The sequence below is a fragment of the Mesorhizobium bavaricum genome (genome assembly GCF_056781655.1).
The window spans coordinates 2,629,136-2,644,356 of sequence record NZ_CM165566.1 but is presented as its reverse complement, the minus strand read 5'-3'; the positions used below and the strand labels follow the sequence as shown (position 1 = coordinate 2,644,356).

The 15,221-nt window shown below is 63.2% G+C and carries 15 protein-coding genes; 8 read left to right on the top strand and 7 right to left on the bottom strand.

Features of this window, described 5'->3' with window-relative positions; all coding sequences use genetic code 11:
• The first annotated feature begins 30 nt into the window (after nt 1–30).
• Nucleotides 31–2,109, top strand: coding sequence for a hypothetical protein (locus AC1RZR_RS12775; protein ID WP_481828577.1), 2,079 nt, complete (start codon nt 31–33; stop codon nt 2,107–2,109).
• 2 nt (nt 2,110–2,111) lie between these two features.
• Here AC1RZR_RS12775 and clpS read toward each other — a convergent pair whose 3' ends face one another.
• From clpS to AC1RZR_RS12755, 4 genes are all read right to left on the bottom strand, one after another.
• Nucleotides 2,112–2,417, bottom strand: a complete 306-nt coding sequence (gene clpS / locus AC1RZR_RS12770) for an ATP-dependent Clp protease adapter ClpS (RefSeq protein ID WP_111542847.1) — start codon at nt 2,415–2,417, stop codon at nt 2,112–2,114.
• 140 nt (nt 2,418–2,557) lie between these two features.
• Complete coding sequence (locus tag AC1RZR_RS12765) at nt 2,558–2,923, bottom strand: hypothetical protein (RefSeq protein WP_481828576.1); 366 nt, start codon at nt 2,921–2,923, stop codon at nt 2,558–2,560.
• Nucleotides 2,924–3,137: 214 nt separating this feature from the next.
• Nucleotides 3,138–3,371 (bottom strand): hypothetical protein, encoded by a 234-nt coding sequence (locus tag AC1RZR_RS12760; RefSeq protein WP_477270193.1) that lies wholly within the window; start codon nt 3,369–3,371, stop codon nt 3,138–3,140.
• Between the two features lie 39 nt (nt 3,372–3,410).
• Nucleotides 3,411–3,713 (bottom strand): hypothetical protein, encoded by a 303-nt coding sequence (locus AC1RZR_RS12755; protein WP_477270191.1) that lies wholly within the window; start codon nt 3,711–3,713, stop codon nt 3,411–3,413.
• Between the two features lie 233 nt (nt 3,714–3,946).
• On the opposite strand from AC1RZR_RS12755, the gene AC1RZR_RS12750 reads away from it, so the two are divergent.
• Nucleotides 3,947–4,663 (top strand): response regulator, encoded by a 717-nt coding sequence (locus AC1RZR_RS12750; RefSeq protein WP_477270189.1) that lies wholly within the window; start codon nt 3,947–3,949, stop codon nt 4,661–4,663.
• Entirely contained in the window at nt 4,660–6,066 is a 1,407-nt protein-coding gene (locus AC1RZR_RS12745; protein WP_477270187.1) for an ATP-binding protein, read from the top strand. Before AC1RZR_RS12750 ends, AC1RZR_RS12745 begins: the two co-directional genes overlap by 4 nt.
• 36 nt (nt 6,067–6,102) lie before the next feature.
• Here AC1RZR_RS12745 and choV read toward each other — a convergent pair whose 3' ends face one another.
• From choV to AC1RZR_RS12730, 3 genes are all read right to left on the bottom strand, one after another.
• Entirely contained in the window at nt 6,103–7,284 is a 1,182-nt protein-coding gene (gene choV / locus AC1RZR_RS12740) for a choline ABC transporter ATP-binding protein (protein WP_477270185.1), read from the bottom strand.
• A complete protein-coding gene (gene choW / locus AC1RZR_RS12735) occupies nt 7,281–8,135 on the bottom strand; it encodes a choline ABC transporter permease subunit (protein ID WP_111543714.1) in 855 nt (284 codons plus the stop codon). Before choW ends, choV begins: the two co-directional genes overlap by 4 nt.
• Before the next feature lie 123 nt (nt 8,136–8,258).
• On the bottom strand, nt 8,259–9,194 hold the full coding sequence (locus AC1RZR_RS12730) for a choline ABC transporter substrate-binding protein (protein ID WP_481828575.1): 936 nt from the start codon (nt 9,192–9,194) through the stop codon (nt 8,259–8,261).
• A gap of 260 nt (nt 9,195–9,454) precedes the next feature.
• On the opposite strand from AC1RZR_RS12730, the gene AC1RZR_RS12725 reads away from it, so the two are divergent.
• The 5 genes from AC1RZR_RS12725 to AC1RZR_RS12705 all read left to right on the top strand — a co-directional run bounded on the left by AC1RZR_RS12725 (nt 9,455) and on the right by AC1RZR_RS12705 (nt 15,169).
• Nucleotides 9,455–10,066, top strand: a complete 612-nt coding sequence (locus AC1RZR_RS12725; RefSeq protein WP_477270180.1) for a thymidine kinase — start codon at nt 9,455–9,457, stop codon at nt 10,064–10,066.
• 189 nt (nt 10,067–10,255) lie between these two features.
• Nucleotides 10,256–10,645: a c-type cytochrome gene (locus tag AC1RZR_RS12720; protein WP_477270178.1), complete on the top strand. Its 390-nt coding sequence runs from the start codon at nt 10,256–10,258 to the stop codon at nt 10,643–10,645.
• A gap of 323 nt (nt 10,646–10,968) precedes the next feature.
• Nucleotides 10,969–12,057, top strand: a complete 1,089-nt coding sequence (locus AC1RZR_RS12715) for a hypothetical protein (RefSeq protein ID WP_477270176.1) — start codon at nt 10,969–10,971, stop codon at nt 12,055–12,057.
• Between the two features lie 31 nt (nt 12,058–12,088).
• A complete protein-coding gene (locus AC1RZR_RS12710) occupies nt 12,089–13,234 on the top strand; it encodes a hypothetical protein (RefSeq protein WP_477270174.1) in 1,146 nt (381 codons plus the stop codon).
• Between the two features lie 24 nt (nt 13,235–13,258).
• The gene (locus AC1RZR_RS12705; protein ID WP_477270172.1) at nt 13,259–15,169 is read left to right on the top strand and encodes an AAA family ATPase; all 1,911 of its coding nucleotides are present in this window, start codon (nt 13,259–13,261) and stop codon (nt 15,167–15,169) included.
• The last annotated feature ends 52 nt before the right edge of the window (nt 15,170–15,221 follow it).

Genomic DNA, 15,221 nt, shown 5'->3' with positions numbered 1-15,221 from the left:
CGACCCTCCCCACACGGGCGAGGGTAACGCATGAACTGGTCGATCTCGCTCGAACCGCTGATCTCCTGGCCATTGCTGGCCTTGGTGCTGGTGCCGCTGGCGCTGCTGGCGCTCGTCGGCCTGTGGTTTCGCCAGCGTGGCGCCATCTTCCGTTTCGTCGCCCTGCTCGCGCTCGCCGCCGCCCTGTTCAACCCGGTGTTCCTCAACGAGGAGCGCGAGCCGCTGAAAAGCGTTGTCGCGCTCATCGTCGATCGCAGTCAGAGCCAGGATATCGGCGACCGCACCGAACAGACCGACGAGGCGCTCGCCGGGCTGCAGCAGCGTCTTGGCCGCTTCAAGCAGTTCGACGTGCGTGTTGTCGAGGCCGGCAAATCGCAGGCCGCCGAGGAGCGCACCGAGACACGGCTGTTCGGCGCGCTCGAAGGCGCCTTCCGCGACGTGCCGCCGTCACGCATTGGCGGCGCCATCATGATCACCGATGGCGAGGTGCATGACGCGCCCGCGGGCGCACCCGATTTCAACGCCCCGCTGCATGCCCTGATCACCGGCAACGACCACGAAAAGGATCGCCGCATCCGCTTCGAGAACGCGCCGCGCTTCGGCCTTGTCGGCAAGCCGCTCGACATGACCTACCGCGTCATCTCGACGGAAAACGAGACCGGCCCGGTTGATGTCCGTGTCTCGGTCAATGGCGAGCAGGTCGCGGTCGAGCATGCCACCGTCGGCCAGGCCATGCCGCTGCAGGTGACCATTCCTGGCGCCGGCCGCAACATCGTCGAGCTCGCCATCGACCGCCAACCGGGCGAACTGACCGACACCAACAACCGCGCCATCGCGCTGATCGACGGCATTCGCGAAAACCTGCGCGTGCTGCTCGTCTCCGGCGAGCCACATGCGGGCGAGCGCACCTGGCGCAACCTGTTGAAATCCGACGCCTCGGTCGATCTCGTCCATTTCACCATTCTGCGGCCGCCGGAAAAGCAGGACGGCACGCCGATCAACGAATTGTCGCTGATCGCCTTCCCGACCCGCGAGCTGTTCGTCGAGAAGATAAAGGATTTCGACCTCATCATCTTCGACCGCTACCAGCACCGCGACGTGCTGCCGATCCTCTATTACGACTACATCTCCGAATATGTTGAAAAGGGCGGCGCCTTGCTGATCGCGGCCGGCCCCGAATATGCCGGCGAAAGCTCGATCGCGCGCACGCCGCTGATGTCGGCCCTGCCGGCAATGCCGACCGGCGAGGTGGTCGACAAGGCCTTTTATCCGCGCCTCACCGATCTCGGCCAGCGCCATCCGGTAACGCGCGGGCTCGACGGTTCGGCCACCGAGCCGCCGCACTGGAGCCGCTGGTTCCGCACCATCGGCGTGCAGAATCCCGAAGGCGAGATCGTGATGAAGGGCGCCGACAACCGGCCGCTGCTGCTGCTCGACCGCAAGGGAGAAGGCCGCGTCGGCATGCTTCTGTCCGACCAGGGCTGGCTGTGGGCGCGCGGCTTCGAGGGTGGCGGCCCGCATGTCCAGCTCTACCGGCGCATCGCCCACTGGCTGATGAAGGAGCCTGAGCTCGAGGAAGAGCGGCTGACCGCCGACGGCCGCGGCATGGTGTTGGAAATCCGCCGCCAGACGATGGCCGATGATCCAGGCCCGGCGCAGATCATCACACCTTCCGGCAAGACACTGACGGTCAAGCTCGAGAAATCGGAGCCCGGCGTCTTCCTCGGCAGCGCCGAAACCAGCGAGATCGGCCTTTACCAGGTGGCCAATGGCGACCTTACTGCGCTCGCCCATGTCGGGCCGGTCAACGCGCCGGAATTCGCCGACGTCATTTCCACCGAAAACCGGCTGAAGGCGCCGGCGGAAGCCACCGGCGGCAGCGTGCGGCGGCTGGCGTCATCCTCGGCCCTTGGCAGCGACGTGACGCTGCCTTCGATCGTGCCGGTGCGCTCGGCCGGTGATGCATCCGGCAGCGACTGGATCGGCCTGCGCACGACGGACGACAGCGTGCTCAAGGCCGTCTCGCGCGTGCCGCTGTTCGGCGGCTTCCTCGGCCTTGGCCTGCTGCTTCTGGCTATGGGTTCGATGTGGTACCGCGAGGGGCGGTAGGACTACTCTTCGGGCTCGGTCGTGAACAGCAGCGGATAGCCCTTGGCCTTGCCGGCATCGGTGGCCCGCGTCGCCTTGGTCTCGGCCACATCCTTGGTGAAGACGGCAACGACGCAGACCCCACGCCGATGCGCCGTGATCATCACCCGGTGCGCCTGGTCCTCGCTCAGCTTGAACTCGCCCTTCAGCACCGTCACCACGAATTCGCGCGGCGTGAAATCGTCATTGATGAGGATGACCTTGTAGAGCTTTGGCCGCTCGGTCTGCGGCTTGACCTGGGTACGCGGTTTTGTGGTGATTTCAGGCATTCGAACCGACAATTTGCGTAAGCGACCTGGCTCGCATTCTGGCATCGGCGAGAGCGGCCGTCTATTTTGATTGGCGCGCAAAAACCGGTGTCCGACGGGTGCGGCCACTCACAACTATGTGGGAAAGTGTCGGTTGCCGTTCAACGGTCCTGACGGCCGAACATCCGACGCCCCGGAATCAGCCGCGCGGCCGTGACGGACGGCATATCGGACCGAAGGCGGTTTCCGCCCGCATCCGCCCGGCGTTCCAGCCATGCCGCGATCGGCCAAGCGGCGACGCAGATCAGCGTTGTGCCGGTGAGCACGATCAGCAGCCAGGTCTGTGCCGGCGTGATGTAGTCCCAGTTGGTGGAAATCGCCGGCGCGAACAGCGAAGGCTCGGTGCGTCCGCTGGCCGGGTCCGGCACCGGGCTGGCAGTGAACAGGATCACCACCCTGGCGGCGCCAGTGGCAACCAGGCCGCCGAACACAATCGAGCGCAAAATGGACGAAAGCCGCTTTTTCATGCGGACTGCCCTACACGGCCGGCATTGCAAACGGGTTAAAGTCGGTCAAGGCGGAAGCTGCCGGCGCCGGGCTTCAGCCAAACATCCGGACCCATCCGTCCGCTTCATCGCCGATACGGGGGCTTTCAGCGGTTCGGACAGGAAGAAGGCCGCTCCAGCCGAAACCAGCTGGAGCGGCCTTGTCACTAGGCAGGCATGTTATGCCGGACCTGGATCAAGCCTTCGGGGCGTCCTTCTTGACGGCCTTCTTGGCAGCCTTCTTGTGCTTCTTGACCGTCTTCTTGACGACCTTCTTCGGAGCAGTCGTGGCCGGAGCGGCGGTAGCCGGAGCGGTGGTCGTGGTGGCAGCCGGAGCAGCGGTCGTGGTGGCAGCGGCGTTGCCGAGAGCCGGCATCGAGAAGGCGAGAGCGACGGCAAGACCGGTGGCGGAGAGGAGGGACTTTTTCATGGCTTCATTTCCTTTTTATGCGGGTCGAATTTTCGAGCGTCACTGAACCGGGTCGTTCGGTGTCACTCCAAGCAGCTTCAAAGCGTTGGCGAGCATCCGGATGCCCTGTGCCTGTTTCTTGGCGGCGCAGTACCGGTTACCCTTTCTCTGAAGTGCCTTTGCCGCGGTGACCTGCGTTGCCGTGGCGTGGGTTTCGAGGGCTTCATCAAATTGGTGGCTGAGATTGGCGCACCGTTCGCTCCGGGTGGTGGGCGTCACCTTTGCGTCCGATTGTCCGACAGCGGCAGTAACCAGGCAAATGCCCAGCAACGCACCCAACAAACTGATCGACAACCTTGGCATCGGTTTTTCCGTAAACCCGGAGACTAGCGTCGCAGCCGATGACCTGACCGCCACGAGATCAGTTATGCCGTTGAATTTTTTCAGGAGTTTTTCTGAACTGTAGAATTTTGTTTCTGGATTGTGTCTGAGAAAGCCGGTGTGAACCCATCATCACCACTGGCCAACATATGGCCTGAATTCTATCGTGTGGGTTGCGACAGAAGGGCTTGGCAATCAACAATGACAGGGCTGCTGTGAAATCCGACGCACACATACTGATCGTCGACGACGACAAGGGCATCCGCGACCTGCTGCAGGAATTCTTCCAGAAGCGGGGCCTGCACACCTCGGTTGCCGCCGACGGCACCGAGATGGAGACCATCCTGCGCCGGGCGCAGGTGGACCTCATCGTCCTCGACGTGATGCTGCCCGGCAAGAGCGGGCTGGAGCTGTGCCGCGACCTTCGCGCCCAGTATTCGACACCGATCATCATGCTGACCGCCGTCACCGAGACCACTGACCGCGTCGTCGGGCTGGAGATGGGCGCCGACGACTATGTGCCCAAACCGTTCGACCCGCGCGAGCTGCTGGCGCGTATCCGCGCTGTGCTGCGGCGCAACGGCGCCGCCGAACCCAAGCGCGCCACCAGCAAGCAGATCTACCGTTTCGCCGGCTGGACGATGGACTGTTCGCGGCGCCGGCTGATCGCGCCTGACGATGTCAGGGTCGAGCTGACCATGGCGGAATTCAACCTGCTGCAGACCTTCGTCAAGAGCGCGCAGCGTGTGCTGACCCGCGACCAGCTCATCGAACTGTCCGGCGGCGACAGCGACTACTCCTTCGACCGCAGCATCGATATCCTGGTCAGCCGGTTGCGGCGCAAGATGGAAGACGACCCGAAAACGCCCAAGCTGATCCTGACCGTGCGCAGCGGCGGCTACCAGTTCCTGCCCGAGACGACCTCCGAATGAGACGTTTCCTGCCGCAGACCCTGCCTGTCTGGGTGCTGCTGATCGTCATTGCCGGCCTGCTGATCAGCCAGGTCGCGACCCTCTACATCGTGTCGCGCGACCGCGCCGCCGCCAACGACGTCGTCGACCTCTATCGCCTCAACGACCGTGCCTTCTCGCTGGTGCAGCTCATGCACGACGCCAGTCCGGAGCAACGCAAGGCGACGGCGACCGGTCTGTTCAATGCCACCTACGCGCTCACCGTCACGGACACGCCGGCGGTGACCTCGTCGATTGCCGGCGACGACGAACTGGCGGAACTCGAAGACATCCTCGTCGGCCGGCTGTCGAAGTTCGGCATCACCGATGCGCGCGTGCGGCGCGATCCGGCGACGCGCGAGGCCGACGATGCCACCGGCATGGCGCCGGGACCCGATATCGGCCAGGTCGAACGCGACCTCCTGGTGCTGGCCGCCGACTTCGCCCAGAGCGACAAGCTGACGGCGTCGCTGCGCTTCGCCGACGGCCAATGGCTGAACTTCACCGAGCCGATCACACCCGTCGGCCCGATCCTGAGCTTCGACAGCCTGCCGCTCTATTCGCTGATCGCAGGCCTGGTGGTGATCATGTCGATCTGGTCGCTGCGCCGGCTGACGGCGCCCTACCGGATGATGGAAACCGCCGTGAACCGGATCGGCAAGGATTTGAAGAGCCCGCCGATCGCCGAGAGCGGCAGCCGCGAGGTCCGTGCCGCCGCCAAGGCGATCAACGCCATGCAGACCCGGTTGCGCGAATATGTCGAGGACCGCGAGCATCTTGCGGCGGCGCTGGCGCATGATCTGCGCACGCCGATGACACGGATGCGCCTGCGCCTGGAGCTCTTGCGCAAATCGGCGGTTCGCGAGGCGCTGGCGCACGATCTCGCCGATGTCGAGAGCATCGCCAGCTCGGTGATCGACTTCGCCACCTTCGAGGTAACCGAGGAAAAGAACGAACGCATCGACTTCTGGTCGCTCGTGGAGTCGATCGCCGACAGCTATGATGAGGTCTCGTTCGACGACGACACCCGCTCGCGTGGCCTGATCTGCATGGCGCGGCCGGTCGCGCTCAGGCGCTGCGTCACCAATCTGATGCAGAACGCGATCACCTACGGCAAGAAGGCGCATCTCTCGCTGCGTCGGTCGGAAAACATGATCCTGCTTACCATCCGCGACGAGGGGCCAGGCATACCGCAGGCGCAGATCGATGCCGTGTTCGGCTCTTTCGTGCGCCTCGAACAGTCCCGCAACCGCCAGACCGGCGGTCTCGGCCTCGGCCTGACCATCGCCCGCAACATCGCCCGCGCCGCCGGCGGCGAGGTCCGCCTGTCCAACAACCCGGGCGGTGGCCTGCTGACCGAACTGCGCCTGCCGCTGGCGGCCTGACGCCGCTCGCCCCCAAAGACCCTCGCAAGCGGATCTTTACCGCCGCAGCACCGCGCTCAGCACGTCGCGGATGCCGATGGCGCCGACAAAGCGCGACTGGTCGTCGAACAGCGCCACCGGTGCGGTCTGCGAACGATGCATGGCCAGCATGACGGTTTTCAGCGAGGTGCCTGGATTGGCCCAGAACACTTGCGCCGCTTCCTCCGACTGGGCCTCGACATCGGCGCACGACACCCAGACCGCCGGCTTGCCGTCGCGTTCGGCGGCCGCCACCAGCCCGTGCTCGTCGATCTTGAAGCGCGTCGTCTTGCGCCGGTCGAGCCATACCCAGCCATTGTCGCCGTGCTCCAGGTCACGACGGTCGCGCATGACGTTCCAGGCGGTCAGCACCGACAGCGGATTCACATTGGCGATGAAGTCGCGGACGTAGTCGTTGGCGGGCCGCAGCACGATGTCCTCCGGCGCGCCGGTCTGCACGATGCGTCCGCCTTCCATGATGGTAATGTGGGTGCCGATCTTCAGCGCCTCCTCGAGGTCGTGGCTGACGAAGATGATGGTCTTCTTCAGCTCGGCCTGCAGCTGCAGCAATTCATCCTGCAGCTTGGTGCGGATCAGCGGATCGAGCGCCGAGAACGGCTCGTCCATCAACAGGATCGGCGCCTCGGTGGCAAAGGCGCGCGCCAGGCCGACGCGCTGCTGCATGCCGCCCGAAAGCTCATGCGCGTATTTCTTCGACCATTGGTCGAGATTGACCAGCTTGAGCTGGCGTTGCACGCGCTCCTTGCGCTCAGCCTCCGGCACGCCGGCAAGCTCAAGGCCGAGGCCGACATTCTCCTCCACCGTGCGCCACGGCAGCAGGCCGAATTGCTGAAACACCATGGCGACCTGCTTCTGCCGCAGCCTTCTCAGCGTCGCCTCATCGCAGGTGACGACGTCGACCGTGCCGTCGCCGTCCTTGACCAGCACCTGGCCGCGCGAAACGACGTTCAACCGGTTGACGGCCCTGAGCAGCGTCGATTTGCCGGAGCCGGACAGGCCCATCAGCACGGAAATCTCGCCCTCATGCACGGTCAGGCTGGCGCCGGCACAGCCGAGCACATTGCCGGTCTTTTCGAGGATCTCGGCGCGGGTGGCGCCGGCGTCGACCATCGCCAGAGCGCCGGCCTGATCCTGGCCGAACATGATGTCGACATTCCTGAAGTCAACGGCGACGGTCATTTCTTGCCTCCCACGCCGATGCGCGTCATCCGGTCTAGCACGATGGCGAGCACGACGATGGCGAGGCCGGCTTCAAGCCCGAGGTCGATCTTGCGCGAACCCAGCGCCCGGTTGATTTCGGTGCCGAGGCCGCCGGCGCCGATCAGTGCGGCAAACACCACCATCGACAGCGACAGCATGATCGACTGTGTCAAGCCCGCCATGATGGTCGGCAGCGCCGAGGGCAGCTCCACCTTCCAGAGCAGCTGGCTCTTGGTGGCGCCGAACGCCTCGCCCGCCTCGACGATCGACTTCGGCACCGAGACGACGCCGAGATGCGTGAGACGAACCGAGGTCGGAATGACGAAGATGATGGTGACGATGAGGCCGGGAGCATTGCCGAGGCCGAACAGCGTCAGCACCGGGATCAGGTAAACGAAGGTCGGCAGCGTCTGCATCAAGTCGAGCACCGGCAGCATGATGCGGTAGACCTTCGGCTTGTGCGCGGCCCAGATACCGAGTGGCACACCGATGGCCATCGAGGCGGCGGCAGCTGCAACGACCAGCACCAGCGTCTCCACCGTCTGCTTCCAGAGGTTCTGGTTGAGGATGAACAGCAATCCGAGAAAGACGGCCACCGCCAGGCCTCGCGATCGCTGCAGATAATAGGCAAGCAGCGCAATCAGAGCGATGAGAAGGACGGGCGGTACCAGCAGCAGCGTGTCGACCACTCCGTCGAGCAGGAAATTCAGGCCGCCGGAGAGGCCGCGGAAGAAAGTGTTGAAATTGTCGGTGAGGAAGGTGAAGAACGCTTTGCCCCACTCGCCTATGGGGATCTTATAACTGACAAAGAATTTTGAAATCGGATCCATCTTGCCCCTCTTTGGCAGTCGCCGTCCTTGCCGGACGGTCATCTTGTCACAGGATATGAAAAAGGGCAGCCCTTTCTACAGTGACTGCCCTTCTTGATCGGTCACGCCGAACGCAAGGCCGGCTCAGCTTCCGAGCGCAGTCTTCACGGCTGCAGCCGAGTTGCCGCCATCGAAAGTGGTCACGCCGGCAATCCACGGAGCAACCGCGTCCGGATGCTTCTTCAGCCAGTCGGTCGCGGCCGTGTTGGCGTCGGCGCCCTTGAGGATCGCGTCCATCATCTCGCCTTCCATGTCGAGATTGAACTTCAGGTTGGCGATGAACTTGCCGGCATTCGGGCACTCGGTGGTGTAGCCCTTGCGCACATTGGTATGCACGGTGGCGGCGCCGAAGCCGCTGTCGCCCATGCCATCGAGATAGGTGATCTTCATGGCACCCATCACCGGATGCGGCGTCCAGCCGAGGAAGGCGATCCACTCGTTGTTCTTGATCGACTGCTCGGCCTGGGTGAGCATGCCGGCCTCCGAGGATTCGACCAGCTCGAAGCCTTCGAGATTGTCCTTCGGGTTCTTGATCATGTCGAGGATGATGCGGTTGCCGTCATTGCCGGCCTCGATGCCATAGATCTTGCCGTCGAACTTGTCCTTGAACTTACCGAGGTCGGTCAGCGTCTTGACTCCGGCGTCCGCCACATAGGTCGGCACGACGATGCCGTAGCCGGCGCCACTGAGGTTTTCGCTGATTGTCTCGACCGAACCGTCGGCGGTGTAGTCCTTGATGTCGTTGGTCATCGACGGCATCCAGTTGCCGAGGAAGACATCGAGATCCTTGTTCTTCAGCGACGCCATGGTCACCGGCACCGACAGCTGGATCGTCTGCGGCTCGTAGCCGAGCGCGGTCAGCAGCACCGAAGCAACGCCGGTCGTCGCCTGGATATCGGTCCAGCCGACATCCGAAAGACGCACCGCCTTGCAGCTTGCCGGATCACCGGCGAAGGCAGCGCTCGTGGACAGCAAAGCCGCCAGGCCGAGGCCGGCGACAAAGGAATTCATACGCGACATAGATATTCTCCCATTGCGATTCTTTGGCGAAGCGAAGTTACGGTTTCTCTGCCCGCCTTGTTTCGTCAACCAAACACCATTCTGGTGTGGTTTCAAGCATCAAGGCAATCACGATCAACGGCGCGGGCTGGCCAATCAGCGACACGCTTCCTGCTTTTGCACTTCGCGGCCGTCGTTTTTTGGGGGCGGGGGTCGTTTCTTGGGGGAATGCGGCCCGCGCCCCCTCCCCGCGCGGCAGCAAGTCGGCTTAAAAGGGCGGCATGGCCAAGCTGTATTTCCACTATGCGACGATGAACGCCGGCAAGACGACAATGCTGTTGCAGGCGTCGTACAATTATCGCGAGCGCGGCATGCGTACCATGCTGTTCGTCGCCGGCCACTACCGAAAGGGCGACAGCGGCCTGATCTCGTCGCGCATCGGCCTGGAGACGGAGGCCGAGATGTTCCGCGACGGCGATGATTTGTTCGCCCGCGCCGCCGATCACCATGAGCATACGACCGTGCATTGCGTTTTCGTCGACGAGGCGCAGTTCCTCGAGGAGGAGCAGGTCTGGCAGCTCGCCCGCATCGCCGACCGGCTGAACATCCCGGTCATGTGCTATGGCCTGCGCACCGACTTCCAGGGCAAGCTGTTTTCCGGCTCGCGCGCGCTGCTGGCCATCGCCGATGACCTGCGCGAGGTGCGCACCATCTGCCGTTGCGGCCGCAAGGCGACGATGGTGGTGCGCCTGGGCCCCGACGGCAAGGTGGCACGTCAGGGCGAGCAGGTGGCGATCGGCAAGGATGTCTATGTCTCGCTCTGCCGCCGCCACTGGGAGGAAGAGATGGGCCGCGCCGCGCCCGACGATTTCATCGGTTTCACCCAGGGCTGACGGGCCAGCGGCCAAATGCATGTCGCCCAAAAGTGCCCAGCGGTTTTGGGATAACGATAGGCATAGGCAGAAAACAAAGGCCCTGCCCGGTGCGGCCGATCTGGCATCCCTCCCCATCCCGCCGCGATGCAGCGTTTGTTAAGGCCTCGGTCCTATAAGACCGCCAGCCAGAGCCCTCCGGGGTCAGCCATGTTTCGAGCCGCTTCGTGCGCCAGCACTCTTCTCCTTGCCACCTCGCTTGCCGCTCATGCCGGCGGTGATCCGGCACTGGGCAAGCATGTTTTCAACCGGTGCATCGCCTGCCATGAAGCGACCACCGACCGCGACAAGGTCGGCCCGCATCTGCTGGGCGTCGTCGGCCGCACCGCTGGCAGCGCGGAGAGCTTCCTTGGCCACTATTCGGAAGGCATGAAAAGCGCCGGTGCCGCCGGACTGGTCTGGGACGAAGCCAACCTCGCCGAATATCTCAAGGCGCCCCGCCTCAAGGTGCCCGGCAACAAGATGATGTTTGCCGGCCTGACCAACGACGACGACATCGTCAATGTCATCGCCTATCTGAAGGCCGATCCCAAGCCGTGAGCAATCGCCAGTGCGTTGCATGACGACGCCGGCTTCGCCGGATATGTTGCACCGGCAACTGGATCAGTTCCATGTCGAATTTCAGGGCATCCGCGCCGGCGGAAATTGACTGCTTTGCCGGCACAGAAGTTCAATGGCAGTTGAACTACGCTTGACCTGCAAGCTAATCACGCCATGATCCCGCCTTCACTATCTTTCAAGACCGTGGCGGATTTTTTTGTTTTCGGGCCGGGTCTTGTCTTGCGTCTTTCAATCCCCGGATGCCCCACATATATTCGCCGCTGTTCGCGACCAGCGACGTGATGCCGAAGCGGGAGGCCCCAATGGCGACATTGCAGAATTTCGATGCCGAAATTGCCAAGACCAAGCAGGTCGTGCAGGACATGCGCACCAAGATCGAGCAGTCCGGCACCGTGCTTGATACGCTCGCCACCGCCGACAAGAAGATCGGCGACGCCAATTTCGACATCGAGAACGCCCGCATCGAGGACGTGCTGAAGCAGCAGAAGGTGATGGAAGGCAACATCGCCGACCTGATCATCGGGCTGGAGGACGCCACCAACGTCTTCGGCGCCGAGTTCGAGAGCATGAAGAACTACACCGGCTGGGAAAATTTCATCGGCGTCTTCTCCAGCCAGAGCAAGCAGCGCATGCGCACCGATCGCGTCCGCAACATGTCGCTGGCCGGCAATCTGCAGGAATTGCTGGCCAAGTCCGACACCATTGTCGGCATCCTGAAGGCGCAAAAAGAGGTCCTCGACCAGCGCTACAAGACCTCCGAGGCCAGCCTGTCTCAGGTCATCGAACGTCGCAAGACCACCATGTCCAACCTCGAAGCCGTGCAGAAGCGCATCGAGGAACTCAACCCGATGCTGCTCGACATCGAAAACAAGATCGCCGCGTCCACCAGCCAGAAGGACCGCACGCAGCTCGAAGGCGAGCGCTCCAAGCTGGCCACGGAATACAACGAAAAGCAGGCCAAGGAGCAGGAGCTGCTGGCCGAGAGCCAGACGCTGGAGCGCTACACCTCGATGTTCCAGACCTTCGTCGATTCGCTCAACAACCAGATCGCCGCGCAGTCGACGCTGATCAACAAGCTGACCATCGATACCGAACAGCGCATCGTGCTTTACAAGGCGCTGGAAGATTCGCTGAAGACCGCCGCCCAGCAGGACGTCGCCCACAAGATCAACACGCTGGGCAGCCAGGTCGACAACACCGCCGAGGAAACCATGGCCGGCATCGGCGCCGCGTCGCAGAAGCACATCGGCGATCTGCTCGAAATGCACGAGAAGAACATGGTCGCCAGCGCCGATATCCAGCGCCGCAAGAAGTTGGCCGACGATGCCTTTGCCCGCCGCTTCGACGAGGTGCTGAAGAAGCACAACTCGGCAAACTACGTGCAGTCTTAGGGGTGACAGGACTGCCCGCGAGCGCACAGGCATGACCCCCGAAAACGAAGCGGCCGCACGGTATTTCTCCGCCATCACGGCCGCATTGAGCGGCCTTGAAGTGTTCATGCGCGACGACCGCTCGCCGCTCTACCGGCATGGCATCGTCGCCAAGATCGTCGCCGAATACATCGCCCGGCTCGACAAGTCCTTTTCCTGCTGGCGCAACCGGCTGGGGTTCATGGACACGTTCCGCATTTCGCGCGCCGAAAGCGGCTTTCCGGTCTTCCAGAACCTGCTCGAACTGGAAAACGACCGTCGCCAGGCCGACGCGCGGCTTGCCAACATTCCGCTGGCCGGCGAGTTGCGCGAGGAAATGGCCGACTTCATCCTGCGCCACAAGGAATTCCCCGAGGCGCTGCAGAAGTCGATGGCCGAACGGCTCTATCTCGAGGACGTGAAAAGCGAGAACACGTTCGGTCCGTTCACGCTGGCGCAGACGGCCAAGGTCTCGGTCAATCCGAAGACGGCGCGGCCCTATTATCTCGTCCACTGGGCGACGTTCGACGGCAGCGCCAACCTGCCGCTTGTCTACATGGTGACGGTGGAGGATTCTTCCGAAGCCATGGTGCGCCAGCTCGTCGACAGCAACGGCAAGCTCAATGACAAGGTCGACATTCCGCTGCCGGTCGACGGCTTGCTCAATCCCGAGCTTGCCCACCGTTTCGACGATTTCACCGAGAAGAACTCGGCCTACACGCTGTCGCCGGCGACCATCGCCGTCAACCTCGACAAGGATTTCGAGCCGCTGCATCCCAAGCAGCTGCGCCGCGTCGTGCTCGGCCCCTTCTATTCGGCGGGGATCACCGACAACAATTCGACGGTGACCGAGGTGCTGGCCAAGGTGCGCAAGCCGGAAAATGCCTGGCTGCTGACCTGGACCATCCAGGAGGTCTATTCCAAGGGTGAGAAACCCGGCCGCAAAGGGCTGTTTTCGAGCGAGAAGACGACCCAGGAATTCTTCATCAACACCGACGACCTGGAAGCTGCGCGCCAGGGCGTGTCGAGCTACGAGAACCATGCGCTGATCCCGCACGAGGCCTACCAGGCACTCTACGCCGCCGGCGAAGCGCAGAAGATCTTCGCCGGCTACAAGGTTCACATCCTGTCCAACGGACAGGTCATCTCAGACGTCTGACCGTCACACCACGGAGCACACTTCATGGATACCGGCCTGACCACCATCCCGGAAGCGTCGATCGAGAAGCACCGCGCCACCGCGCAGAGCTTCATCACCCGCATCGTCGTGCTGGAGGATCCGTCGCGCGAATCCGGCACGGCACTGGCCGGCACCAACCGCCGCTTCGTCTCAACCGTTTCGGTGGGCTCGGTGCGCCGCACACGTGAGGTCGAGCTGTCGAAGACCGTCGGCGCCGTCCATCCCGACGACCAGTTGTTGACCATCCCGCAGCACACGCTGTTGTTCCGCGCCCGGCGCGGCACGGCGATCGCACTGGCCATCTCGGACGTGTTTGCCGAAGGCTCCGACCTCGAAAGCCTGCAGGCAAGGAACACCCGTGCCCCGCTCGAAGGCGACGAGGCGTCGACCTTCAAGAAGCTCTTGTCGGCCTCGGCCTACATCTCGGCTTTCAGCCTCGCCTCGTACCTGTTCCAGCTGATCGACAGCGACGGCGAGGCGCCCAACGACATCCCCGAACCGGACTTCCTGTTCGACACGCGGCAGGATGCGGTGAAGTCGATCCTGGCCGGCCTCGACAAGGCGATATCGGGTTCGTCCGACGACACCGACCTGATGACCAGGGCTCGTGCCTTCGCCCGCGTTGCCGTCGATGGACTTCTGGCGCGCAAGGGCCGCTTCGACGGCATCGGGCCGTTCGAGAACGCCCATATCCACATCGATGCCGACGATTTCACCCTCGACGGTTTCGACGTCGCGCCCGGCAAGCGGTCGAAGCCGCTGGTGATGACCTTCAAGAAACCGGAAGAGGTGGTCGGCAACCACATCGCCAAGTACCAGTCGGTCAAGCTCGCCAGGATGCTGATGGCCTACGACTTCGAGCGGGAGCTGAACCCGTTCGTCGAGCTCGGCGGCTTCCTGTTCACCTTCATCGGCGATGGCGCGCCCGGCACCGGCAAGACGACGCTGATCCAGATGATCGCCGGCCTCGTCAACGGCTACTGCCAAGTCGCCGGCTATCCCTTCGCCTATGAGAATTTCGGCGTCGACCAGATCTCCTCCTACCAGGGCAAATCAGGCCAGAACTGCCGGCAGTTCATCAACAATGTGCTGAACCCGCGGGTCATCGGCTTCGGCACCATCGACGACATCGACCAAGTGGCGGCGCGCCGCTCCGACGACCGCGCGTCCGCCGGCCAGCAGGAGATCACCGGCGTGTTGATGGATGCCTTCGCCGGTGCCGGCACCGTGGTGCGCGGCAACTGCTCGTTCGGCATGTTTTCCAACTATCCCGAAAATGTCGACGATGCGCTGCGCCAGCGCGCCGGCGCCCGCTGGCTGGTCGACGGACCGCAGACGCGCGACGACTATATCGACATCTTCGTGCTGCTCGCCGGCAAGAACCACGAGATCCCGCTCGGCGACCACGATCTCTACGCTGCGCAGGAGATCCAGCGCGCCGTGACAGAAGCCTATGAGGAGCATGAGAAGCCGCAGGAAGACGGCCTGATGAAGGTCTACGAGCGCCACATGAAAGAGAACGGCGCGCCGAAATCGATGGCCGACATCGGCACCTATCTGCACCTGATCAAGGATGCCGAACCGCGCTTCACCGGCCGCGCCATCAAGAACGTCACCGACGCCATCAAGATGCGCGCCATGGACATCGAGCTTCCCGACGACTGGTTCGAGAAGCCGGAAGCCTTCATGCACAAGGGCTATGACGAGAAGAAAGCGATGATCGAGGAACTCCGCGGCCCGTTCTCGATGGACATGGTCATGCAGGAAATCAACCGCTACGCCGATTCCGAGTTCCGCTATTCCGACAAGTCCGACGACTCCGCCGTGGAAAAACTGCTGCGCGACGCCCGCCTGCGCGAACGCGCTGCGCGCGAGATGGAGGAAATGAAGAAGAAGGGGCTGTGGAATGCGTGATCTTCCTTCTCCCCGTTCACGGGGAGAAGGTGCCCGAAGGGCGGATGAGGGG

Coding starts and splice junctions, on each gene's coding strand:
- AC1RZR_RS12745 (WP_477270187.1), top strand. CDS start 4,660: ATGAGACGTTTCCTGCCGCAGACCCTGCCTGTCTGGGTGCTGCTGATC.
- AC1RZR_RS12755 (WP_477270191.1), bottom strand. CDS start 3,713: ATGCCAAGGTTGTCGATCAGTTTGTTGGGTGCGTTGCTGGGCATTTGC.
- AC1RZR_RS12720 (WP_477270178.1), top strand. CDS start 10,256: ATGTTTCGAGCCGCTTCGTGCGCCAGCACTCTTCTCCTTGCCACCTCG.
- AC1RZR_RS12715 (WP_477270176.1), top strand. CDS start 10,969: ATGGCGACATTGCAGAATTTCGATGCCGAAATTGCCAAGACCAAGCAG.
- AC1RZR_RS12775 (WP_481828577.1), top strand. CDS start 31: ATGAACTGGTCGATCTCGCTCGAACCGCTGATCTCCTGGCCATTGCTG.
- AC1RZR_RS12725 (WP_477270180.1), top strand. CDS start 9,455: ATGGCCAAGCTGTATTTCCACTATGCGACGATGAACGCCGGCAAGACG.
- AC1RZR_RS12705 (WP_477270172.1), top strand. CDS start 13,259: ATGGATACCGGCCTGACCACCATCCCGGAAGCGTCGATCGAGAAGCAC.
- AC1RZR_RS12765 (WP_481828576.1), bottom strand. CDS start 2,923: ATGAAAAAGCGGCTTTCGTCCATTTTGCGCTCGATTGTGTTCGGCGGC.
- AC1RZR_RS12760 (WP_477270193.1), bottom strand. CDS start 3,371: ATGAAAAAGTCCCTCCTCTCCGCCACCGGTCTTGCCGTCGCTCTCGCC.
- choW (WP_111543714.1), bottom strand. CDS start 8,135: ATGGATCCGATTTCAAAATTCTTTGTCAGTTATAAGATCCCCATAGGC.
- choV (WP_477270185.1), bottom strand. CDS start 7,284: ATGACCGTCGCCGTTGACTTCAGGAATGTCGACATCATGTTCGGCCAG.
- AC1RZR_RS12730 (WP_481828575.1), bottom strand. CDS start 9,194: ATGTCGCGTATGAATTCCTTTGTCGCCGGCCTCGGCCTGGCGGCTTTG.
- clpS (WP_111542847.1), bottom strand. CDS start 2,417: ATGCCTGAAATCACCACAAAACCGCGTACCCAGGTCAAGCCGCAGACC.
- AC1RZR_RS12710 (WP_477270174.1), top strand. CDS start 12,089: ATGACCCCCGAAAACGAAGCGGCCGCACGGTATTTCTCCGCCATCACG.